Consider the following 20,631-nt stretch of genomic DNA (forward strand, 5'->3'; position numbering starts at 1 on the left):
CCGCCGGACTATCCGACCCGAATGCCATGACCGCCACGCCCGCTCCCCGCGGCCCCGCTCCCGGCGCCGCCCCGAAAATCTCGTTCGTCTCGCTGGGCTGCCCGAAGGCGCTGGTCGATTCCGAGCGGATCCTCACCCATCTGCGCGCCGAGGGCTACGAGCTGGCCCGGCGGCACGACGGCGCCGACGTGGTGATCGTCAACACCTGCGGCTTCCTCGATTCCGCCAAGGCGGAGTCGCTCTCGGCCATCGGCGAGGCCATGGCGGAGAACGGCCGCGTCATCGTCACCGGCTGCATGGGCGCGCAGCCGGAGGAGATCCGCGAGAAGTACCCCGACCTCCTGGCGGTGACCGGGCCCCAGGCCTACGAGTCGGTGGTGGCGGCCGTCCACGAGGCGGTGCCGCCGGCCCACGACCCGTTCCTCGACCTCGTGCCGCCGCAGGGGATCAAGCTCACCCCGCGCCACTACGCCTACCTGAAGATCTCGGAGGGGTGCAGCAACCGCTGCAGCTTCTGCATCATCCCGAGCTTGCGCGGGAACCTCGTCAGCCGCCCCGCCGCCGACGTGCTGCGCGAGGCCGAGAAGCTGCTGAAGGCCGGCGTGAAGGAGCTGCTGGTCGTCAGCCAGGACACCAGCGCCTACGGCGTCGACATCCGCTACAGCGAGAGCCCGTGGCGCGACCGCCAGGTCCGCGCCAAGTTCTACGACCTCACCAAGGAACTCGGCGAGCTCGGCGCCTGGGTGCGGCTGCACTACGTCTACCCCTACCCGCACGTGGACGAGGTCATCCCGCTGATGGCCGAGGGCAAGGTGCTGCCCTACCTCGACATGCCGCTCCAGCACGCGAGCCCCTCCGTGCTCAAGCGCATGCGCCGCCCCGGCAACCAGGAGCGCCAGCTCGACCGGATCCGCAGCTGGCGGCAGACCTGCCCGGACCTCGCGATCCGCTCGACCTTCATCGTCGGCTTCCCCGGCGAGACCGAGGCCGAGTTCGAGGAGCTGCTCGCTTGGCTGCAGGAGGCCAAGCTCGATCGGGTCGGCTGCTTCGAGTACGAGCCGGTGGCCGGCGCCACCGCCAACGCGCTGGGCGACCTCGTGCCGCCGGCGGTGAAGGCCGAGCGCAAGCGCCGGTTCATGGAGACCCAGAACGGCATCGCGCTCCGGCTGCAGCGGGCCAAGGTCGGCAAGCGGCTGCCCGTCATCGTCGATTCCGTCGAGGGCGGGGTGGCGCGGGGCCGGTCCAAGGCCGACGCGCCGGAGATCGACGGCAATGTCCACGCCGCGTTCCGGCGCCCGGTGCGGGTCGGCGACATCGTCACGGTGAAGATCGACCGGGCCGAGGCCTACGACCTCTACGGCAGCGTCGCCTGACGGCAGACCCCGTCTTTGCGAGCGCAGCGAAGCAATCCAGGGATGCGCTGCGCTCGGGGACGTCGCGCTGCCCTCTCGTCGCTTCGCTGCGCTCGCGACGGGCGCGGACCGGACTCCTGTTGACGCCGCGTCCGGCGCGGCTTGACCCCGCCCGCCCCGCGCGGTCTTTCGGAACAGATCAGGAACTTGGTCGGGACCCGAGGCGGCGATGGATCCGGAGGTCGCGCTCCGAAAGATCATCCACATCGACATGGACGCGTTCTACGCCTCCGTGGAGCAGCGCGACGACCCGTCGCTGCGCGGCCGGCCACTGGCGGTCGGCGGCTCCCGGGAGCGCGGGGTGGTGGCCGCTGCGAGCTACGAGGCCCGAAAATTCGGCGTCCGCTCCGCCATGCCGTCGGCCACCGCGCGGCGGCTGTGCCCGGACCTGCTGTTCGTGAAGCCGCGCTTCGAGGTCTACCGGGCGGTCTCCGAGGAGATCCGGGCAGTCTTCGCGCGGCACACGGCCATCATCGAGCCGGTGGCCCTCGACGAGGCCTATCTCGACGTCACCGAGAACCTCCTGGGCCTCCCGACGGCGACGGCCGTGGCGAAGGCGATCCGGGCCGAGATCCTGGAGCGCACCGGGCTCATCGCCTCGGCCGGGGTCTCGTACAACAAGTTCCTCGCCAAGGTGGCGTCCGACCACCGCAAGCCCGACGCCCTGTTCGTCATCACCCCCGCCATGGGGCCGGACTTCGTGGCGGCGCTGCCGATCGGCCGGTTCCACGGCGTCGGCCCGGTCACCGAGGCGAAGATGAAGCGGCTCGGGATCGAGACCGGGGCGGATCTGCGCGCCTGGACGCCGGAGCGCCTGCGCGAGACCTTCGGCTCCGCGGGCGCCTACTACCACGCGGTCGCCCGGGGCATCGACGCGCGGCCGGTGCGCGCCCACCGGGTGCGCAAGTCGATCGGCGCCGAGACCACCTTCTCGGACGACACGGCCGCTTTCGAGGTCCTGGCCGCCCGGCTGGCGCCGCTGTTCGACAAGGTCTGGGCGGGCGCCGACGCCAAGGGCATGCGCGCCCGGACCGTGACCCTGAAGCTCAAGTTCTCGGATTTCGCGCAGGTCACCCGGGCGAAGTCCCTCGCCGTGCCGGTGGCCGACCGGGCCGCCCTGGAGCGGATCGGCCTCGACCTGCTCGCCGGCCTGTTCCCCCTGCGCCGCAGCGCGCGGCTGATCGGGGTGTCGCTGTCGGGCTTCGCGCAGGACGCGCCGGAGGCGCCGCTCCAGCTCGGGCTGGCGCTCTGACACGGCCTCCGGGGCAGGCCCACGCTCCGTCATCACGGGCGCAGCGAAGTGACCCAGGGCAGCAGGACATCGGTCAGCGTGGCTCTGGCCCTGGATCGCCTCGCTCCACTCGCAACGACGACGGTGGGGAAGCATCAACCGGAAAGCGATGGAGCCGCCGCCGTCATGCACGACACGGCGCCTGTGCGGTTCCGCACGTCGGGAAGGCCGGGTCGATCGCAGAGCGGAGCGATCCGGTCCGGATCAGGGTTTCTCGAGCCTGCGCGAACACAAGGACCCTGTCGATGCCGAAGCACGCCCGCCTGGCCCTGGCCGCCGCGCTTCTATCGGCCCTCGCGGCGGGCGCCGCCCGCGCGGACGGCACATCCGCTTTCGGGGCCGCCAACGCGGCCCAGCTCCGGGGCTACACCGCGAGCCCGGCCCAGGTCTACGTTCCGGCAGGCGGCCCGAGCGCCAAGCCCGCGGCCCCCGCACCGCAGCGGCCGAAGGCGCCGGCGCGCAGTCGCTGAGATCGACCCGGGCCGCACCGGCCCGGGCATCCGGTCACGCGTTCTCGGTCACGCGTTCTTGCGCGGCCGGTGGTCGGGGTCGACGCCGCCGTCGAGCTTCGTCTCGTTGTCGACGTCGCCCTCGAAGGTCGAATCCGCCTGCAGATCCGCGGGGTCGGCGCCGCTCATCCCCTTCGAGGTGCCGATCCCGGGATTGCCCTTGAGGTCGGCGTCCGTGGGCGTGTCGGTCTTCGGGTGCTTGGATGACATGCAGGCTCCTGTCGGATGCTGATGTCGGGCCAACGCGTCGGCGCGGGGCCGGTCTCCCGCGCGGCGTGCGGCGGTTCGCCTCCCGGTCCCCGCACGCCCTCAGCCGATCTCCGCCGCGGCGATCCGGCGGACGCCCGCCGCCTCCATCCGCGCCCAGGCCCGCGCGAGCGACCCGTCCACGTCGATCCCGCGCACCGCGTCCGCCACCACGAGGACGTCGAACCCCGCGTCGCGCGCGTCGAGCGCGCTCCAGGCGACGCAGAAATCGGTGGCGAGGCCGCACACGGCGACGCGGGTGATGCCGCGCTCCCGGAGCGCCCCGGCGAGGCCGGTGCGCGTGGCCCGGTCGGCTTCCAGGAAGGCCGAGTAGCTGTCGACCCGCGGATCCAGCCCCTTGCGCACCACCAGGCTCGCCCGGTCGGTGGCGAGGTCCGGCGCGAAGGCGGCCCCGGGGCTGCCCTGGACGCAGTGGCGCGGCCACAGCACCTGCGGCCCGTAGGGCAGCGTCACGGTCTCGAACGGGGCCCGCCCCGGATGGGTCTCGGCGAAGGAGACGTGATCGGCCGGATGCCAGTCCTGCATCAGCACCACGTGCCGGAAGCGGTGCTGGAGGTCGTTGATCGGACCGATCACCGCGTCGCCCCCCGGGACGGGGAGCGCCCCGCCCGGCAGGAAGTCGACCTGCACGTCGACGACGAGGAGCAGGTCGGCGTTGCCGGGCGTCACGGTCGGTCCCTACGGCAGCATCACGATCGAGCCGGTGGTCTCCCGGCCCGCGAGGTCGCGGTGCACCTGCTGCGCCTCGGCCAGCGGGTAGGTGGCGTTGACCGCGATCTTCACCGCGCCGTCGCGGACCACCTTGAACAGGCGGGCGGCCGCCTCCTCGAGGGTGGCACGGTTCGACGAGAAGGTCGCGAGCGTCGGGCGCGTCACGTAGAGCGAGCCGCGCGGGGCCAGCAGGCCGAGGTCGAGCCCGGTGATCGCCCCGGAGGCCGAGCCGAAGCTCGCCAGCAGGCCGAGCGGCGCGAGGCTGTCCAGGGAGCCCATCAGGGTCGCCTGCCCGACGCCGTCGTAGACCACCGGCACGCCCTTGCCGCCGGTGATCTCGCGCACGCGCTTGGCCACGTCCTCCTCGCGGTAGAGGATGACGTGGTCGCAGCCGTTCTGCTTGGCGAGCTCCGCCTTCTCGGGGCTGCCGGCGGTGCCGATCACGGTGGCGCCGAGGTGCTTGGCCCACTGGCACGCGATCAGGCCGACGCCGCCGGCGGCGGCCTGCCACAGGATCGTGTCGCCGGGCTTCACCGCGTAGGTCCGGTGCAGCAGGTACTCGACGGTCAGGCCCTTGAGCATCATGGCGGCGGCGGTCTTCTCGTCGACCCCGTCGGGGATCGGCACGGCCGCCGAGGCCGGGATCACCGGCTCCTCGGCGTAGCAGCCGTCCGCCACCGAGCCGTAGGCGACCCGGTCGCCGGCCTTGAACTGGGTCACGCCCTCGCCCACCGCCGTGACGGTGCCGGCGCCCTCCTTGCCGGGGGTGTAGGGCATGTGCGGGGACTTGTAGGCGCCGGTGCGGAAGTAGATGTCGATGAAGTTGACGCCGATGGCGGCCTGCCTGACCCGGATCTGCCCGGGGCCCGGCTCGGCCAGGGGCACGTCCTCGAAGCGCATCACCTCGGGACCGCCGTACTCGTAGACCCGGATCGCCTTCGGCATCGTTGGACTCCCGCTCGCCGCCCCGTCCGGGGCGTTGCAGCCCGAGATAACGGACCGCCCGCCGGAGGCAATTCGTTTTTGGCCTCTCGCGCCCCGGTTGTAACCCGCCCGGCCGCGGCCCCGTTCTGGATCCGCCGGACCCGGACGCCTATCTAGGCCCTGCGATTCCCTGAGCCGAGGTCCGACATCCATGTCCGGCACCACCCGCACGAGCGCCGACCTCGATCCGCGCCGCCGCCGCCTCCTCTACCGCGCCTGGCACCGGGGCATCCGCGAGATGGACCTGATCATGGGCCGCTTCGCCGATGCCGAGATCGGCGACCTGTCGGAGGCGGAGCTCGACCAGTTCGAGGCGCTGATCGAGGTGCCGGACCGCGACCTGTTCAAGTGGCTCACCGGCGAGGTCGAGACGCCCACGAACTACGACACGTCGGTCTGGCGGCGGGTGCGGGCGTTCCACCGGCACGACGCGCCGATCCACTCCTGAGAGCGACCGGTCGAGAGAGCCCGCGATGGACGAACCGAAGCCCAACTACGACCACCCGGCCCGGTCGATCGCCACCGAGCTGGTGGTGCGCATCATGCTGGAGATGATGGAGCGCTCCGATCCGGCGCTCCGCGCCGAGATCCTGCGGCAGGCGACGGCGCGCGCCGCCGCGATGACCGAGCACATGCCCAACGCGGACTTCTTCCGCGGCCGGGTCGAGGCGGCGCTGGCGGAGATCGTCGGGCCGGACGCCTGAGGGGCGTAAGCCGCGGGCTTCCGTCTCATCCGATCGAAAAGCTCGGCCGATGCGGCCCGCTCCGTCATCACGAGCGCAGCGATGTGACCCAGGGCAGCGCGACGTCCGAAGGTGCGGCGCCGCTGGATCGCTTCGCTGCGCTCGCAAAGACGATGGGGCCGTCTCTTCCCCCTGGGAGAGGCGATCCGCAAGGTGCTCTGGGCCGGGCCGCGCGTGTTCCCGAAGCGCGGCCGAACAGCCGTTCCATGCCGCGGCAGAACCGCCATATAGGATGCGTTCAGCCGTGACCGCGGGGACGCTTTATCGCGGCGGCCCGATCGGCTAACGCCACCCGACCTCCTCCCCTGACGCGCCCGGCGGGATTTCCCGCGAAAGACCCGATGGCCAAGCCTCAGCCGAAGCCCCCCGCCGCCAAGCCGCAGGTCGCGCGCTTCGCGCTGCCGAAATCCTCCGCGCTCGCCCGGGCGATCGACGCCCTCAAGCGCGGCGACAGCCCGGTCCTGGCGAACGCCCCGGAGGGCTTCGACGCGCTGGCGCTCGCCGACCTCGCCCGCGCCCTGGCGCCCACCGTCGACGCGCCGGCGGTGCTGGTCCACGTGGCGCGCGATTCCGGGCGCTCGGCGGCCTTCCAGGCGGCCCTCGGCTTCGTCGCGCCCGAGATGGACGTGATGAGCCTGCCGGCCTGGGACTGCCAGCCCTACGACCGGGTCTCGCCGACGACGGCGGTCGCCGCCGCCCGGATGACGGCGCTCGCCCGCCTCGCCCGCACCCGCTCGGCCGAGGACCGCCCGCGCATCCTCTGCACCACGGTCAACGCCCTGGTGCAGCGGGTGCCGCCCCGCGCCCACATCGCCAAGGAGGCGTTCTCGGCGGCGATCGGCAACGTCGTGTCGATGGACGACGTGGTGGCCTGGGTCGAGGCCAACGGCTTCCTGCGCACCGGGACGGTGCGCGACACCGGCGAGTACGCGGTTCGCGGCGGCATCCTCGACCTGTCGCCCCCCGGCCTGCCGGCCCCGATCCGCCTCGACTTCTTCGGCGACACGCTGGAATCGATCCGCGCCTTCGACCCGGAGACGCAGCGCACCACCGGGCAGCTCCGCTCGCTCGACCTGATGCCGATGAGCGAGGTCCAGCTCACCACGGAGACCATCCGCCGCTTCCGCCAGAACTACATCCAGAGCTTCGGGGCGGCGACCCGGGACGACCGGCTCTACGAGACGGTGAGCGAGGGGCGGCGCTACGCCGGCCTCGAGCACTGGATGCCGCTGTTCTACGACCACCTCGACACGCTGTTCGACTACCTCGGCGGCGTGCCGCTGGTCTTCGACCCGCAGGTGGAGGACGCTGCCGCCGAGCGAATCGCGCTCGTCCAGGACTATTACCAGGCCCGCGAGGGCGCGATGAAGACGCCGCAGCCCGGCGTCGCCCCCTACAAGCCCCTGCCGCCCCGCGCCCTCTACCTGACGCCGAACGAGCTGAAGGAGCGGATCGGCACCGCCACCGTGGCGCGGCTGACCCCGTTCGCGCAGCCCGAATCGTCCGAGCGCGCGGTGATCGATTGCGGCGCCAAGGCCGGACGGAGCTTCGCCCCCGAGCGGGCCGACGAGAATGCCAGCGTGTTCGACGCCGCGGTGGCGCATATCCGCGATCTCCAGGGATCCGGTCATCACGTGATCCTGGGAGCCTGGTCCGACGGGTCCCGCGACCGGCTCTGCGGCGTGCTCACCGACCACGGCCTGAGGAAGCCCGTGGCGATCACCCGGCTCACCGACGTCTACGCGCTCAAGCGCGGAACCGACGCGGCCGTGGCCGTCTGGGGCCTGGAGGCGGGCTTCACCGCGGGCGAACTCGCCGTCGTCTCCGAGGGCGACATCCTGGGCGACAGGCTGGTCCGCCAGAAGCGCAAGGCCAAGCGGCCCCAGGACGTGATCCTGGAGGTGCAGGCGCTCCAGCCCGGCGACCTCGTGGTCCACGCCGACCACGGCATCGGCCGATTCGTGGGCCTCAAGACGATCCACGCCGCCGGCGCCCCGCACGATTGCCTGGAGCTGCAATACACCGGCGGCCTGCTGCTCCTGCCGGTGGAGAATATCGAGCTCCTGACCCGCTACGGCTCGGAGGATTCCGAGGTCGCCCTCGACCGGCTCGGCGGCGGCGCGTGGCAGGCCCGCAAGGCCAAGATGAAGCGCCGCATCCTCGAGATGGCGGGCGAGCTGATCAAGGTCGCGGCCCAGCGCTTCGTCCGGAAGGCCCCGTCCCTGCAGGCGCCCGAGGGGCTCTACGGCGAGTTCGCCGCCCGCTTCCCGTTCGAGGAGACCGAGGACCAGGCCAACGCCATCGACGCGGTGCTGGACGACCTCAATGCCGGCCGCCCGATGGACCGGCTGGTCTGCGGCGATGTCGGCTTCGGCAAGACCGAGGTGGCGCTCCGCGCCGCCTTCGCGGCGGCGATCTCCGGCAAGCAGGTGGCGGTGATCGTCCCGACCACGCTGCTGGCCCGCCAGCACTACCGGACCTTCGCCGAGCGCTTCAAAGGGCTGCCGGTCCAGGTGGCGCAGCTCTCCCGCTTCGTCTCGGCGGGGGAGATGAAGCAGACCCGCGCCGGGCTCATCGCCGGCACGGTCGACATCGTGGTCGGCACCCACGCCCTCTTGGCGAAGAACATCGCCTTCAAGGACCTCGGCCTGATCATCGTGGACGAGGAGCAGCATTTCGGCGTCGCCCACAAGGAGCGGCTGAAGGCGCTCCAGGCGGACGTCCACGTGCTGACGCTCTCGGCGACGCCGATCCCGCGCACGCTGCAGCTCGCCATGACGGGGGTGCGCGAGCTCTCGATCATCGCCACCCCGCCGGTCGACCGGCTGGTGGTGCGCACCTTCGTGACGCCGTTCGACCCGCTGACCATCCGCGAGGCCCTGCTGCGCGAGCGCTACCGCGGCGGCCAGTCCTTCTACGTCGTGCCGCGGATCGAGGATCTGGCCGAGGTCAAGAAATTCCTCGACGCCGAGATGCCCGAGATCAAGGTCGCGGTCGCCCACGGCCAGATGGCGGCCGGCCAGCTCGAGGACGTGATGACCGCCTTCTACGAGGGCAAGTTCGACGTCCTGCTCTCGACCACGATCGTGGAATCGGGCCTCGACATCCCCACCGCCAACACGCTGATCGTGCACCGCGCCGACATGTTCGGGCTGGCCCAGCTCTACCAGCTGCGCGGCCGCGTCGGGCGCTCGAAGGCCCGCGCCTACGCGCTGTTCACGACCCCGGCGAACCGCCAGCTCACCGCCCAGGCCGAGCAGCGCCTCAAGGTGCTCCAGAGCCTCGACACGTTGGGCGCGGGCTTCCAGCTCGCCTCCCACGACCTCGACATCCGCGGCGCCGGCAACCTGCTCGGCGACGCGCAGTCGGGCCACATCAAGGAGGTCGGCTACGAGCTCTACCAGCAGATGCTGGAGGACGCGGTGACGGCGCTCAAGGCCGGCATCGAGGACGTGCCCGAGGAGGCGTGGTCGCCGACCATCGCGCTCGGCGCGCCGGTCACGATCCCGGAGGATTACGTCGAGGATCTGGGCGTCCGGCTGGCGCTCTACCGCCGGCTCGCCACCATCCAGGACGATGCCGAGATGGAGAGCTTCGGCGCCGAGCTGATCGACCGGTTCGGGCCGCTGCCGCCGGAGGTGGAGCAGCTCCTCAAGATCGGCACGATCAAGATCCTCTGCCTCAAGGCGAACGTCGAGAAGGTCGAGGCCGGGCCGAAGGGTGTGGTGGTCCATTTCCGCGACCGCTCCTACGCCAACCCGCAGGGGCTCGTGGCCTTCGTCGCCGAGCAGGCGTCGTTCGCGAAGGTGCGGCCCGACATGAGCGTGGTGTTCGTGCGCGAGCTGAACACGGTCCCGGCCCGGCTCAAGACCGCCACCGAGGTGCTGCGCAGTCTCGTGAAGATCGCCGAGCGGGGGAAGAAGGCGGCGTGAGGGGCGGGGGCGTCGCGCCCCGGCGAGACCCCTCATCCTGCGGGGCGGCTTGAGGAGACGCGTGGATGGCAGACCCGGCGCCGATCACCGGCGCGCCCGAGCCGGTGAAGGCCGCGCCGGGCGCCTTCCTCACGCCCCTGTTCACCGACCGGCGCGTCGCCGCGGTGCTGGGGCTCGGCTTCGCGCAGGGTATCCCGTTCCTGCTCGTCTACGCGACGCAGTCGGCGTGGCTCGTCCAGGCGAAGGTGCCGCTCGCCACGATCGGGCTGATGAGCGAGCTCACCATCGCCTACAAGCTCAAGTTCCTCTGGGCCCCCTTCCTCGACCGCCACGACGCGCCGCTCATCGGCCGCTGGCTCGGGCGGCGCCGCGGCTGGATCGTCGCCACGCAGATCCTCGTCGCCCTGGCGCTGGCGGGCGTCGCCTTCGGCGACCCGGCCCACTGGCTCGCCTGGACGGTGGCGTTCTCCCTGGCGCTCGGCGTCGCGGGCGCCACCCAGGACGTGGTGATCGACGGCTGGCGCATCACCGCCGCGCCGCCCGAGCAGCAGGCGCTGATGTCGTCCTGGGCCGAGATCGGCTTCCGGATCGGCAACCTCGCGGCCGGCGCCGGCGCGCTCTACCTGTCCGACGCGTATGGCTGGCGCGTGGCCTACCTGTGCATGGCCGCGCTCATGGCGCCCGGCACGGTCGCGGCCCTGCTGGCGCCCGAACCCCCCGTCCCCGAGACCCCCGCCACCGGCGGCTTCGTCGAGACCGTCTGGGCGCCGATCCGCGACCTCCTCGCCCGGCTCGGGCCGCTCGCCCTGCCGGTGCTGGCGCTGGTCGCGGGCTTCCGGATGCCCGGCTACGTCTCGAACGCCATGGCGATCCCGCTGTTCAAGACGCTCGGCTACACCAACACCGACATCGCGACGGTGACGAAGCTGTTCGGCTTCTGGATCGCGCTCGGGGGCACCTTCCTGGCGAGCGCCATCATCCCGCGGATCGGCATGATGGCGAGCCTGCTCATCGGCACCGTGACGGCCTCGGCCTCCCACCTCGCGCTGGCCTACCTCGCCTGGCACGGCGGCCACGGCGGCGCGGCGTTCTGGACCTTCGCGCTGACCGTCGGGATCGACGGCTTCGCCTACGCCTTCGCGTCGATCGTGCTGATCACCTACATGTCGCGGCTCTCGGCCACCGCCCACGCGGCGAGCCAGTACGCCCTGCTGACCTCGCTCTGCGCCCTGCCCGGCAGCCTGCTCGCGGGGTTCTCGGGCTTCGTGATCGAGTGGACCGGGTTCGCGTGGTTCTTCGTCGGCACGTCCCTCATCGGCGTGCCGGTGGCCCTGCTCTGCCTGCTGGTCGCGCGCCGGCACGGGCCGATGGAGCCGGCGGCCGACGCGGCCGGGGACACGCCGAATCGGGCCACCTGAGGCTGTGTCCCAACACGGGAACGCCCGCGGAAACTGTCTCTTTAGCGGGGATTAACCACAGCACGGCTTAATGGGGTGGACGGTTGATGTCCTCCCCAGACGGGTGACCCGGGCCACGTGCGCGAGAACGGCTCTCGCGGACGAACGGCGGCGGCTGCCCAGGGGAAGCGCGTACGCGAGTTCCCGAATGGCCCAGGCTGCGTTGTCCCTCGCCGCGTTCCAGACCGCGTATCCCAGCGCGGAATCCCGGCGACCGGCGCCCCCGCGCCCCAGCTACGTCGAGACCGCCTACGACCCGGTCGTCCGCACCCGGGCGCCCTACCCGAGCGCCATGCGGCGCGCCCGTCGCCGCGCCCGGCTGACGACGCTCATCGCTCTCACCGGCGTGAGCCTCGCCGGCTGGGCCGTGTTCAGCCACCCGCAGGGGCCGGCCCGCCCCGAGGCGGAGTCCGTCGCGGCGGCCGGGCCGGCCGCCGTCCCGGTCCCGCAGGCCGCGGCGGCGCCGCGGCCGAGCCTCGCCTGGATGCTCGACCGGAGCCCGGCGCTGGGCGCCGGCACCGCCACGGCCTTCGGGGGCGAAACCCCGCCGGTCGCCGGCTTCCAGGTCGCCGCCGCCGCCCCGTCCCCGGCGGTCCGGGAGATCGCCCGGCAGGTCGCGCAGGCGGAGCGGGCGCGGGCCGCCCAGGTCCGGATGGCCCAGGCCAAAGCTGCAGAGAAAGTCGCCGAGAGAGTCGCGGACAGGACCGGCGAGAGGACCGGCGAGAAGGGGACGGGGGCGCCGGTCCGGATGGCCGCGGCCGAGCCCACGCCCGCCGCCCTCGCCCCCGCCCCCGTTCCCGCCCTCGTGCCGCTTCCGGTGGCCCGCCCGCCCGAGCTGCGGCGCGCACCGGCGCCGCCCGCGCGGGTGGCGAGCCGCGCCCTGCCCCGGACCCGCGACGTGTTCCGCGCCGCGATGGCCGAGGAGCCGTCCTTCTTCGAGAAGCTGTTCGGCGTCGGCGCCGCGGCGCCGTCTCAGGACAGCCGCCAGGACAGCCGCCAGGACAGCCGCCAGGAGCCCCGTCAGGCACTGGCCTATGCCAGCCCGGACGCCCTGCCGCAGGAGGCGCCGCGCACCCGGATCAGCCCGGAGCCCGATTCGGTGGCCGGAACGGCCGTCTACGACATCACCGCCCGCACGGTGACGCTGCCCTCCGGCGAGGTGCTGGAGGCCCATTCCGGCCTCGGCGAGCACATGGACAACCCGCGCTACGTCCACCTGCGCATGCGCGGCTCGACCCCGCCCGGCACCTACACGCTGACCGAGCGCGAGCGCCTGTTCCACGGGGTCCGGGCGATCCGGCTCAACCCGGTGGGCGGCAGCGCCGCGATCCACGGCCGCGACGGCCTGCTGGCCCACACCTACATGCTGCGGCAGCCCGGCGCCTCGAACGGCTGCGTCTCGTTCCGCGACTACAACCGCTTCCTGCAGGCCTTCCTGCGGGGCGAGGTCCGGCGCCTCGTGGTGGTGGCCGGCAGCGGCGACGGCGGCGGCATCCTCAACCGGATCGGCCTCGCCGGGCGCCGGGGCGGCCGGGGCTGAGGCTCCGCGGGCCCTGCGGCGCGCCGGGCCGGAAGCCCGAGCGTCACGAAAGTCCGAGATCACTTCCGCGCGGCGCGGCTTTACGCGCCCGCCCAAGCTGCCTTAACGGGGCTCAGACGCCAGCCCTGACAAGAGGCACCCGATGAAACTGCCCCGCCGCTTCTTCCAGCCCCTCGCCACCGGCGCGCCGGCCCCGTTCCGCGAACTGCCGGTGCGGCTGGAGCGGATGATCCACTTCGTGCCGCCCCACAACGACAAGGTCCGCGCCCGCGTGCCGGACCTCGCCGGGACCGTCGACGTGGTGCTGGGCAACCTCGAGGACGCGGTCCCGGCCGACCAGAAGGAGGCGGCCCGCAAGGGCTTCGTCGCCATGGCCCAGGCCACCGATTTCGCCGCCACCGGCACCGGCCTCTGGACCCGGATCAACGCCCTCAACTCGCCCTGGATCTTGGACGACCTGTTCACGATCGTGGCCGAGGTCGGCGACAAGCTCGACGTCGTGATGGTGCCCAAGGTCGAGGGACCGTGGGACATCCACTACGTCGACCAGCTGCTCGCCCAGCTCGAGGCGCGCCACGGGGTGACGAAGCCGATCCTGGTCCACGCGATCCTGGAGACCGCCGAGGGCGTCGCCAACGTCGACGCGATCGCGTCGGCCTCGCCGCGGATGCACGGCATGAGCCTCGGGCCGGCGGACCTCGCGGCGTCGCGCGGCATGAAGACCACCCGGGTCGGTGGCGGCCACCCGGATTACCGGGTGCTCAGCGATCCCTCCGGCGATGCCCCCCGCGCCACCGCCCAGCAGGATCTCTGGCACTACACCATCGCCAGGATGGTGGACGCCTGCATGGCCAACGGCATCAAGGCCTTCTACGGCCCGTTCGGCGACTTCTCCGACGGCGACGCCTGCGAGGCGCAGTTCCGCAACGCCTTCCTGATGGGCTGCGCCGGCGCCTGGACGCTGCACCCGAGCCAGGTGGCGATCGCCAAGCGGGTCTTCGCGCCGGACCCGGCCGAGGTGGCCTTCGCGGCGCGGATCGTCGAGGCCATGCCGGACGGCACCGGCGCCGTGATGCTCGACGGCAAGATGCAGGACGACGCCACCTGGAAGCAGGCCAAGGTCATCGTGGACCTGGCGAAGCTCGTGGCCGCCAAGGACCCGGATCTGGCGGCGGTCTACAAGCTGGGGTGAGCGGGTTGCCGTTCGGGCTCCCGGACTCGAGCGTCGTGCGCGGCGCCGCGGCGACGGGACGAGGCGCGGGTCCCCTCTCCCGTGCGGGAGAGGGGGGCCTGGAGCGAATGGCGAGACCGGGCTCGCCGTCCTTCCCGACCGTTGCAACATGGTCGGATACGGCTCTAGTCCCCCCTCACCCGCCGAACCGCGCCCGGTACTCCTGCGGCGTCGCCGCGACGTGCCGCAGGAAGCTGCGCCGCATCGTCTCCTCGGAGCCGAAGCCGCAGGTCCGGGCGACGCGCTTCACCGGCTGCGCCGTTTCGGCGAGCGCGCGCCGCGCCGCCTCCACCCGCAGGCGCTCCACGGCCCTGGCCGGGGTCAGACCGGTCGCCGCGTGATAGTGCCGGCTCAGGCTGCGCGCGCTCATCCCGGCCGCCGCGGCGAGCGCCGGCAGCGACAGGTCGCCGGACATGTTGTCGGCGATGTAGGCGTGGAGCCGCCCGAACCGCTCCTCGCCCGCCTGCAGCGCCAGCGCCGCGCTGAACTGCGCCTGCCCGCCGGGGCGCTTGAGGAACATCACGAGGTGGCGCGCCACCGTCAGCGCGGTCGCGCGGCCGAGATCCTCCTCGACCAGCGCCAGGGCCAGGTCGATCCCCGCCGTCACCCCCGCCGAGGACCAGACCGGGCCGTCGCGCACGAAGATCGGGTCGGGCTCGATCCGGGCGCGCCGGTAGCGGGCGGCGAGCGCCCCGCAATGCTTCCAGTGGGTCACGGCCCGCCGCCCGTCGAGGAGCCCCGCAGCCCCGAGCAGGAACGCGCCGGTGCAGACCGACGCGACCCGGCGGGCCCGGCCCGCCCGGGCCCGCACCCAGGCCACCAGAGCGGCGTCGTCGCAGGCCGCGACGACGCCGGGGCCGCCCGCGATCACCAGCGTGTCCACCGGCGCGTCGGGATCCGGCAATGGGTCGGCGACCAGCCGCAGGCCCGCCGAGGCGGTGAGCCCCGGGTCGCCGGCCGCGATCACCCGCGGCGCGTAGGGCATCCCGGCGCCGCCGTGCTCGTTGGCGGTGGCGAAGACCTGGAGCGGCCCGGCCACGTCGAGGAGCTGCACCGACGGGAAGGCCAGCACCTCGACCGGGCGCGGCGGATCTGGCGAGAAACGAGGGCTCTTTGGCATTTCGGCCAGATCCTGACGCGCTAGGATCACCCTGTCCACCACGGAGACCCGGCATGATCCCGCCCGACACCCACCTGCAGATCGGCTCGCTCCTGTTCGAGGGGCTGGACCAGATCGACCTCACCGGCCCGTTCGAGGTCCTGTCCCGGGTGCCCAACAGCACCTACCGGGTCTACGCGCCGGGCCCGGAGCCCGTCCGCGACGTCCGCGGCCTCCGGATGCTGCCGGATGCCACGCTCGCGGAAGCCCCGCGGCTCGACGTGCTGCACGTCCCGGGCGGCACCGGCCAGGAGGCCCTGATGCGGGACCCGGCCGTGCTCGGCTGGATCCGCGACCAGGCGGCCGGGGCCGGCCACGTCCTCTCGGTCTGCACCGGCGCCCTGATCCTCGGCGCGGCCGGCCTGCTGATCGGGCGGCGGGCCACGACCTACTGGAACGCCGTGCACCTGCTGCCGTTCTTCGGCGCCGAGCCGGTGGACGCGCGCGTGGTGATCGACCGCGACGCGGACGGGCGCACCTGGGTGTTCGCGGCCGGCGTCACCGCGGGCATCGACGGGGCGCTGCAGCTCGCCGCCGCGCTGCGCGGCGAGGAGGCCGCCCGGACCATCCAGCTCGGCATCCAGTACGCCCCCGAGCCCCCTTTCGACAGCGGCACGCCCCACACGGCCTCCCCGGACACCGTGGCGCGGGTGCGGGCGGCGGCGGCCGACATCACGGCCCGGCGCGAGGCCACCGCCCGGGCGATCGCGACCGAGCTCGGCATCCGGATCCCGTAGGAGACCTCCGATGGACCTGACCCGCGTTCGCGCCTTCGCGGCCGTCCTGGCGGCGAAGGACCGGGACGCCGTGCTGGCGCAGATGGCCGAGGGGGGCGTGCTCAACACCCCGCTCGCCGCCGAGCCCGTGCGCGGGACGGCGGCGATCCGGCCGGTGGTCGACGCCTTCGAGAGCCGCGCGATCCTGGAAGGCCCGGCGCACGCCGCCGCCTTCTTCGGCGCGGCGGCCGGCCCGCACCGGCTCGACGGGATGGATGAGCGGCGCCTCGACGCGGCCGGGCGCATCGCCGAGATGACCGTCCCGTGGCGGCCGCTGCCGGAGGCGATCGCCGTCCGGGACCGTCTGGCCCGCGCCGCCGAAACGCCGACTTCCGCGGCGACCGGGTGACACGATCCGTCATCGGACCTATCTGTCCGATCTGGACGGGTTGAACCATGTCGGACGTAACACTGAGAACCGCGAAATTCGCGATCGGCGCCGTGGTGCGCCACCGGATCTACCCGTTCCGGGGCGTCGTGTTCGACGTCGACCCGGTGTTCGACAACACCGAGGAATGGTGGCTGTCGATCCCCGAGGAGGTCCGGCCGCGCAAGGACCAGCCGTTCTACCACCTGCTCGCTGAGAACGCCGAGACCGAGTACGTGGCCTACGTGTCAGAACAGAACCTCCTGCCCGACACGTCGGGCGAGGCCCTGCGCCACGCCGGCATCGCCGAGATGTTCGAGCGCGACGCCGCCGGCGCGTACCGGATGCGCGACCGCGCCACGAACTGAGGCGCCCGGTCCGTGAAGGTCCTGGCAAGCGGCGGGCGCTCGTCTGCCGCGACGGCCCGTGCCGTCGGACGAGCCCGCCCGATGGTCGCCAAACCCCGCTTCGCCGCCGCGTTCCTGCGCGCTGGCCTGCGCGCTGGCCTGCTCGCTGGCCTGCTCACGGGCACGGCGCGCGCCAACGACAGCGCGGCCGAACTCGATGCCGGCGGCCTCGTCCTGCGGCGCGAGCCCGGGATCGCGCTGGTGAGCGAGGACCTGTCGATCGCCCGCGACCGGATCGACGTGTCCTACCTGTTCCGCAATCAGGTTCAGGAGGCGCGCACGGTCCGGATCGCCTTCCCCCTGCCGCCGATCGACGGGCGGGAACTCAGCTTCTCGGCCCTGGCGCTGCCCCGGCCCGACAGCCCGAACTTCGTCGGCTTCACCGTCACGGTGGACGGCAAGCCCCTCGAGCCCGAGCTGGAGGAGCGCGCCTTCGTGGGCGAGCGCGAGGTGACGGACCTGCTGCGCCGTCACGGCCTGCCGCTGAACCCGCTGCGCTTCGAGGCGATCAGCGCGGCGGCCAAGCGGATCGGCGCGCCCGAATGGGCCGCGCTGGTCAAGGCCGGGCTCTTCCCCGACGTCCCCGACACGCCGGACCGGATGACCGAGGGGCTGTGGCGCGGCGAGGCCAAGTTCCACTGGCTCCAGACCTTCCCGCCCGGGCAGGAGGTCCGCATCGCGCACAGCTACGCGCCGGTGACCGGCTTCCACCTGCTCGAGCCGAAGGCGGCGTCCCGCGCGGCCTACCGGGCGACCTACTGCCTGGACGAGGCGGGGCTCGCGGCGATCCGGCGCCTGCACGCGAAGGCGCCGGATCCCGGCGGCACCCTGCGGGCGACCGTGGTGCCCTACATCGTCACCACGGCGCGCAACTGGGCCGCGCCGATCGGGCGCTTCACACTGACGGTCGACAAGGGCAGCCCGGAGGCGATCGTCAGCTTCTGCCGCACGGACATCCGGAAGACCGGGCCGACCACGTTCCGCTGGGAGGCCCGGGACTACGTGCCCGACCAGGACCTGCGCGTGCTGATCGTCCAGCCGGCTTCGGCGACCCCGGGGACGCGTTAGGTCCCGTCGCCGGGCGGCTCGAACGCGAAGGGCCGGACCTCGCGGCCCGGCCCCCGGTACGGACCCGCCGCGCGGCGGGTCGATGGCGCTTACTTGGCGGCCGGGGCCGGCGCCGGAGCCGCGCCGGCGGCCGGGGCGGCGCCCTGCTGCTGCTCGAGCTTCTTGCGCATATCCTCGGAGCGCTTCTCCAGCTCTGCCTGGAGCTTCTTCTGCTGTTCCTCGAGGACCTTCGGGTCGATGGCCGGGCCGTCGAAGGCCTTGCCGAAGCCGGCCAGCGGCACCGCGAAGGTGACCTCGCGCTGGGTCTGGTTCTGGACCGAGACGTTCAGGGTCGTGCCCTTCTTCATCGCGGCGATCACGCCGGCATCGACGCCGCCGGCCTCGGCGAAGCAGCCGTTCGGGAAGCAGACCGCGAAGCGGCCGGCGGTCGCCGCCTGGCCGTCGACGCTGAAGCGGATGCCCGGCTGCAGCAGCAGGCCGAGCGGCAGCAGGTAGCGCACCACGCGCACCTCCTGCTTCTGAGCGGCGTTCTTCATCTCGTAGACCGCCACGGCCAGCACCGGCTGGCCCTGGTCGGACACGAAGTCGCGGGTCGTGTAGCAGATGTCGGTGCCCGAACCCTGGTCCTTGCCGCAGACCTTGGTCCAGTCGGCCTGGCTCGGCTCGGACTTCACCGCGACGATCTGCGGGCCCGTCTGGGCGGCCGGGGTGTTGGCCGCGGGGGTGCCCGGGGCGGTCGGCGCCGGGGCGGCCGGCGCGGGCGCGGCGGGCTTCTTCGGCTGCGCCAGGGCCGGCGCGGCCGCGAGACCGAGGCCCGCGAGGCCGAGGAGGGCGGCGCGGGCGAGCGTCGCGGTGCGGGTGAAGGACATCGGCTCTGACCCCTTGGAAGAGACGTGGTGTGGCTGGCAGGATGCGGAGCCGGCCTGGCGGCAGGTCCGCCGGAGCGTCCGGCTGCCCGCCGCGTTGGCGCGCCGCCCGGAACTCCGGATGAATCGGTCCGGCCATCGGGCGGGACGGGCGCCGTCTGCGCGCATCCCTCTCCCCGGCGACCGGGCGGCCTGCCTTTCCCCTCGAATGAGGCGAAGGCATGACACCGCGGCCGGGGAAGCTGTCGGAACCGTCCCGACCGCGCCCGGCCCCCGATAGGCTCCCATCCGCCCGGCCGCAAGCGCGACGTTGCGCGGCCGCGAGGCACGAGCGCGTGATCGCGCCGCGCCGCCGATCGCTGCCGAAGGCCTTCCGGACGCCCTCCGGCAGCGATCGGCGGCGCGGCCGCTCTTAGCGGTCGGTTAACCCTGTCGGGCCGAGATGATAGGCGTTCTGCAGGATCGGCGGGGGCGGCGGGTTTGAGCGCGTTGGCGGTGGCGGAGTGGGCGGAAGACGCCGCACCGGACGCGTCCGCGCGATCCGAGGATGCGCCCGACGGCCTGTCCGGAGTCCTGTCCGGACGCCTGTCCGACGGTCTCGCGACCCGCCTGTTCGCCGCCGCCCTGGCGGGCCCGCAGCGCACCCTCCTGCGTGATTCGGGGGACCGGGTCGCGTGGTGCGGGCGCCCGTCCATCACCTGGACCTACGCGGCCGCCGCCGAGATCGTCGGGCGGCTCGCCCGCGGGATCGCCGCGTGGCGGCTCCCGGCCGGCAGCCGGATCGGGCTGTGGTATTCGGGCGGTGCCGAATCGGCCCTCGCCCACCTCGCCGTCGAGGCGGCCGGCCACCTGCCCTGCGCGATGCCCGCCCTCTGGGACGAGGCGGAGCTCTCCGCCGGGATCGAGGCCGCGGGCCTCGTGGCCGTGCTGACGGAGGGCCGCCGCGGCGCGCGCCGGCCCGCCGAGGACCTCACCCGCGCGGCCATGCGCCATTTCGCCCTGCGCTACCTCGCGGCCTTCGGCCCGAGCGTGCCGGACGGCGTGATCAGCCTCGACGCGATGGCCCTGGAGCGGGGCGTGGTCGAGCCGGCGCCGGGCCGCGGCCTCGTCACCTTCGCGGGCGGCGATCCCGGCCGGCCGGTCTACCGCACCGCCGCGGCGCTGGCGGCGGCGGTCGCCGCCCATCTCGACGCGCTGCCCCTGACCGCGGACGAGCGGGTCCTGACGCTCCTGCCCGGCCACGACCTGCGCGGCCTCGTGACCGGCCTGGGCACCGCCCTGGCGGCCGGCGCCGGCCTGGAGACCGTTCTGCCCTTCGACGAGACCGGGTTCCGCGCCGCCCTGCTGCGGCCGGTTCCGACCCGGCTGGTGGTCCCGGCGCGGGTCGAATCAGCCCTCGCCGCCCTGCCGCTGCCCTGGACCGTCCGGGTCCTCGACGTGGTCCACCGCGCGCCCGCCCGGCTGACCCCGCGGGGCGCCGGGCCCGCGGGCCCGCAGCGCCTCGATTCGCTGGTCCTGGGTGAGGCGCTCGTGCTGACCCGCCCCGGCCCGGACGACCTCGCCGCGACCCTGGCCGAGCCCGGGCAGGCCTTCCTGCCCCGCGATCTCCTGGACCTCGCCGCCGGCGCCGACGGCGACCTCGCCTGCCGGGGGGCGGCCTGCGCGGCCTCCCCGCTCACCCGCGGCGCGATCCCGGCGACGGACCCCCTGGCGTGGCGAAGCACGGGCTTCCGCCCGCTTCGCGCGGACGGGCGCGCGGACGGGGGCGCGAACGGGGCGGTCGCGGCGATCGCCGCCACCGTCGCGACCGTCCCCTCCGCCTGAACGGCGGACGATCGCCGGTTCATCCGGCACTCAGGCGGCGCGGATAATCTCGCATCTGCACACGAACCGACGGATCCGATCCGCCTC

General features: G+C 73.5%; 19 protein-coding genes. 14 read left to right on the forward strand and 5 right to left on the reverse strand.

Annotated elements, in window-relative coordinates; translation table 11 throughout:
- The first annotated feature begins 26 nt into the window (after positions 1 to 26).
- The 3 genes from rimO (at position 27) to BM419_RS09970 (ending at position 3,173) form a co-directional block, all read left to right on the forward strand.
- Complete coding sequence (gene rimO, locus BM419_RS09960; protein WP_091926324.1) at positions 27 to 1,373, forward strand: 30S ribosomal protein S12 methylthiotransferase RimO; 1,347 nt, start codon at positions 27 to 29, stop codon at positions 1,371 to 1,373.
- A 208-nt stretch (positions 1,374 to 1,581) separates the two neighbouring features.
- Positions 1,582 to 2,664 carry a DNA polymerase IV gene (gene dinB, locus BM419_RS09965; protein WP_020093293.1) on the forward strand — a complete coding sequence of 361 codons (1,083 nt, stop codon included), beginning with the start codon at positions 1,582 to 1,584 and terminating at the stop codon, positions 2,662 to 2,664.
- 284 nt (positions 2,665 to 2,948) lie between these two features.
- Positions 2,949 to 3,173 carry a hypothetical protein gene (locus BM419_RS09970; RefSeq protein WP_056523030.1) on the forward strand — a complete coding sequence of 75 codons (225 nt, stop codon included), beginning with the start codon at positions 2,949 to 2,951 and terminating at the stop codon, positions 3,171 to 3,173.
- A 48-nt stretch (positions 3,174 to 3,221) separates the two neighbouring features.
- Here the strand turns inward: BM419_RS09970 and BM419_RS09975 are convergent, their stop codons facing one another.
- The 3 genes from BM419_RS09975 to BM419_RS09985 form a co-directional block, all read right to left on the reverse strand.
- Positions 3,222 to 3,422: a hypothetical protein gene (locus BM419_RS09975; protein ID WP_056523028.1), complete on the reverse strand. Its 201-nt coding sequence runs from the start codon at positions 3,420 to 3,422 to the stop codon at positions 3,222 to 3,224.
- Between the two features lie 99 nt (positions 3,423 to 3,521).
- Positions 3,522 to 4,148: a bifunctional nicotinamidase/pyrazinamidase gene (gene pncA / locus BM419_RS09980; protein ID WP_042672749.1), complete on the reverse strand. Its 627-nt coding sequence runs from the start codon at positions 4,146 to 4,148 to the stop codon at positions 3,522 to 3,524.
- Positions 4,149 to 4,157: 9 nt separating this feature from the next.
- Complete coding sequence (locus BM419_RS09985) at positions 4,158 to 5,135, reverse strand: quinone oxidoreductase family protein (protein ID WP_020093289.1); 978 nt, start codon at positions 5,133 to 5,135, stop codon at positions 4,158 to 4,160.
- A 190-nt stretch (positions 5,136 to 5,325) separates the two neighbouring features.
- Here BM419_RS09985 and BM419_RS09990 point away from each other — a divergent pair, with 190 nt between their 5' ends.
- The 6 genes from BM419_RS09990 (at position 5,326) to BM419_RS10015 (ending at position 14,038) form a co-directional block, all read left to right on the forward strand.
- A complete protein-coding gene (locus BM419_RS09990; protein WP_020093288.1) occupies positions 5,326 to 5,622 on the forward strand; it encodes an FAD assembly factor SdhE in 297 nt (98 codons plus the stop codon).
- Positions 5,623 to 5,647: 25 nt separating this feature from the next.
- Complete coding sequence (locus BM419_RS09995; protein ID WP_020093287.1) at positions 5,648 to 5,878, forward strand: hypothetical protein; 231 nt, start codon at positions 5,648 to 5,650, stop codon at positions 5,876 to 5,878.
- A 380-nt stretch (positions 5,879 to 6,258) separates the two neighbouring features.
- Entirely contained in the window at positions 6,259 to 9,849 is a 3,591-nt protein-coding gene (mfd, locus tag BM419_RS10000) for a transcription-repair coupling factor (protein ID WP_091926325.1), read from the forward strand.
- Positions 9,850 to 9,914: 65 nt separating this feature from the next.
- A complete protein-coding gene (locus BM419_RS10005; RefSeq protein ID WP_091926326.1) occupies positions 9,915 to 11,267 on the forward strand; it encodes an AmpG family muropeptide MFS transporter in 1,353 nt (450 codons plus the stop codon).
- A 187-nt stretch (positions 11,268 to 11,454) separates the two neighbouring features.
- On the forward strand, positions 11,455 to 12,846 hold the full coding sequence (locus BM419_RS10010) for a DUF2778 domain-containing protein (protein WP_091926327.1): 1,392 nt from the start codon (positions 11,455 to 11,457) through the stop codon (positions 12,844 to 12,846).
- A 142-nt stretch (positions 12,847 to 12,988) separates the two neighbouring features.
- Entirely contained in the window at positions 12,989 to 14,038 is a 1,050-nt protein-coding gene (locus BM419_RS10015) for an HpcH/HpaI aldolase/citrate lyase family protein (protein ID WP_091926328.1), read from the forward strand.
- A 175-nt stretch (positions 14,039 to 14,213) separates the two neighbouring features.
- On the opposite strand, the gene BM419_RS10020 is transcribed toward BM419_RS10015, so the two are convergent.
- The gene (locus tag BM419_RS10020) at positions 14,214 to 15,197 is read right to left on the reverse strand and encodes a GlxA family transcriptional regulator (protein WP_091926329.1); all 984 of its coding nucleotides are present in this window, start codon (positions 15,195 to 15,197) and stop codon (positions 14,214 to 14,216) included.
- Positions 15,198 to 15,250: 53 nt separating this feature from the next.
- On the opposite strand from BM419_RS10020, the gene BM419_RS10025 reads away from it, so the two are divergent.
- The 4 genes from BM419_RS10025 to BM419_RS10040 all read left to right on the forward strand — a co-directional run bounded on the left by BM419_RS10025 (position 15,251) and on the right by BM419_RS10040 (position 17,854).
- Positions 15,251 to 15,973 (forward strand): DJ-1/PfpI family protein, encoded by a 723-nt coding sequence (locus tag BM419_RS10025; RefSeq protein WP_091926330.1) that lies wholly within the window; start codon positions 15,251 to 15,253, stop codon positions 15,971 to 15,973.
- A 10-nt stretch (positions 15,974 to 15,983) separates the two neighbouring features.
- Entirely contained in the window at positions 15,984 to 16,361 is a 378-nt protein-coding gene (locus tag BM419_RS10030; RefSeq protein ID WP_091926331.1) for a nuclear transport factor 2 family protein, read from the forward strand.
- Positions 16,362 to 16,408: 47 nt separating this feature from the next.
- A complete protein-coding gene (gene hspQ / locus BM419_RS10035) occupies positions 16,409 to 16,747 on the forward strand; it encodes a heat shock protein HspQ (protein WP_012318638.1) in 339 nt (112 codons plus the stop codon).
- A gap of 81 nt (positions 16,748 to 16,828) precedes the next feature.
- Positions 16,829 to 17,854 carry a DUF4424 domain-containing protein gene (locus BM419_RS10040; RefSeq protein ID WP_244540740.1) on the forward strand — a complete coding sequence of 342 codons (1,026 nt, stop codon included), beginning with the start codon at positions 16,829 to 16,831 and terminating at the stop codon, positions 17,852 to 17,854.
- A gap of 89 nt (positions 17,855 to 17,943) precedes the next feature.
- Here the strand turns inward: BM419_RS10040 and BM419_RS10045 are convergent, their stop codons facing one another.
- Positions 17,944 to 18,723 (reverse strand): invasion associated locus B family protein, encoded by a 780-nt coding sequence (locus tag BM419_RS10045; RefSeq protein ID WP_020093277.1) that lies wholly within the window; start codon positions 18,721 to 18,723, stop codon positions 17,944 to 17,946.
- A gap of 477 nt (positions 18,724 to 19,200) precedes the next feature.
- On the opposite strand from BM419_RS10045, the gene BM419_RS33215 reads away from it, so the two are divergent.
- Entirely contained in the window at positions 19,201 to 20,544 is a 1,344-nt protein-coding gene (locus BM419_RS33215) for an AMP-binding protein (protein WP_244603192.1), read from the forward strand.
- Positions 20,545 to 20,631: the final 87 nt, after the last annotated feature.

The sequence above is a fragment of the Methylobacterium sp. yr668 genome, from assembly GCF_900116245.1.
Classification (GTDB): Bacteria; Pseudomonadota; Alphaproteobacteria; order Rhizobiales; family Beijerinckiaceae; genus Methylobacterium.

Bases quoted from the DNA above. Each gene is read 5' to 3' on its own strand.
- rimO (WP_091926324.1), top strand. From the start codon at position 27: ATGACCGCCACGCCCGCTCCCCGCGGCCCCGCTCCCGGCGCCGCCCCG.
- BM419_RS10020 (WP_091926329.1), bottom strand. From the start codon at position 15,197: ATGCCAAAGAGCCCTCGTTTCTCGCCAGATCCGCCGCGCCCGGTCGAG.
- BM419_RS09975 (WP_056523028.1), bottom strand. From the start codon at position 3,422: ATGTCATCCAAGCACCCGAAGACCGACACGCCCACGGACGCCGACCTC.
- BM419_RS10010 (WP_091926327.1), top strand. From the start codon at position 11,455: ATGGCCCAGGCTGCGTTGTCCCTCGCCGCGTTCCAGACCGCGTATCCC.
- dinB (WP_020093293.1), top strand. From the start codon at position 1,582: ATGGATCCGGAGGTCGCGCTCCGAAAGATCATCCACATCGACATGGAC.
- BM419_RS09970 (WP_056523030.1), top strand. From the start codon at position 2,949: ATGCCGAAGCACGCCCGCCTGGCCCTGGCCGCCGCGCTTCTATCGGCC.
- BM419_RS09995 (WP_020093287.1), top strand. From the start codon at position 5,648: ATGGACGAACCGAAGCCCAACTACGACCACCCGGCCCGGTCGATCGCC.
- BM419_RS10025 (WP_091926330.1), top strand. From the start codon at position 15,251: ATGATCCCGCCCGACACCCACCTGCAGATCGGCTCGCTCCTGTTCGAG.
- BM419_RS10005 (WP_091926326.1), top strand. From the start codon at position 9,915: ATGGCAGACCCGGCGCCGATCACCGGCGCGCCCGAGCCGGTGAAGGCC.
- BM419_RS10040 (WP_244540740.1), top strand. From the start codon at position 16,829: ATGGTCGCCAAACCCCGCTTCGCCGCCGCGTTCCTGCGCGCTGGCCTG.
- BM419_RS10030 (WP_091926331.1), top strand. From the start codon at position 15,984: ATGGACCTGACCCGCGTTCGCGCCTTCGCGGCCGTCCTGGCGGCGAAG.
- mfd (WP_091926325.1), top strand. From the start codon at position 6,259: ATGGCCAAGCCTCAGCCGAAGCCCCCCGCCGCCAAGCCGCAGGTCGCG.
- BM419_RS10045 (WP_020093277.1), bottom strand. From the start codon at position 18,723: ATGTCCTTCACCCGCACCGCGACGCTCGCCCGCGCCGCCCTCCTCGGC.
- BM419_RS09990 (WP_020093288.1), top strand. From the start codon at position 5,326: ATGTCCGGCACCACCCGCACGAGCGCCGACCTCGATCCGCGCCGCCGC.
- hspQ (WP_012318638.1), top strand. From the start codon at position 16,409: ATGTCGGACGTAACACTGAGAACCGCGAAATTCGCGATCGGCGCCGTG.
- BM419_RS09985 (WP_020093289.1), bottom strand. From the start codon at position 5,135: ATGCCGAAGGCGATCCGGGTCTACGAGTACGGCGGTCCCGAGGTGATG.
- BM419_RS10015 (WP_091926328.1), top strand. From the start codon at position 12,989: ATGAAACTGCCCCGCCGCTTCTTCCAGCCCCTCGCCACCGGCGCGCCG.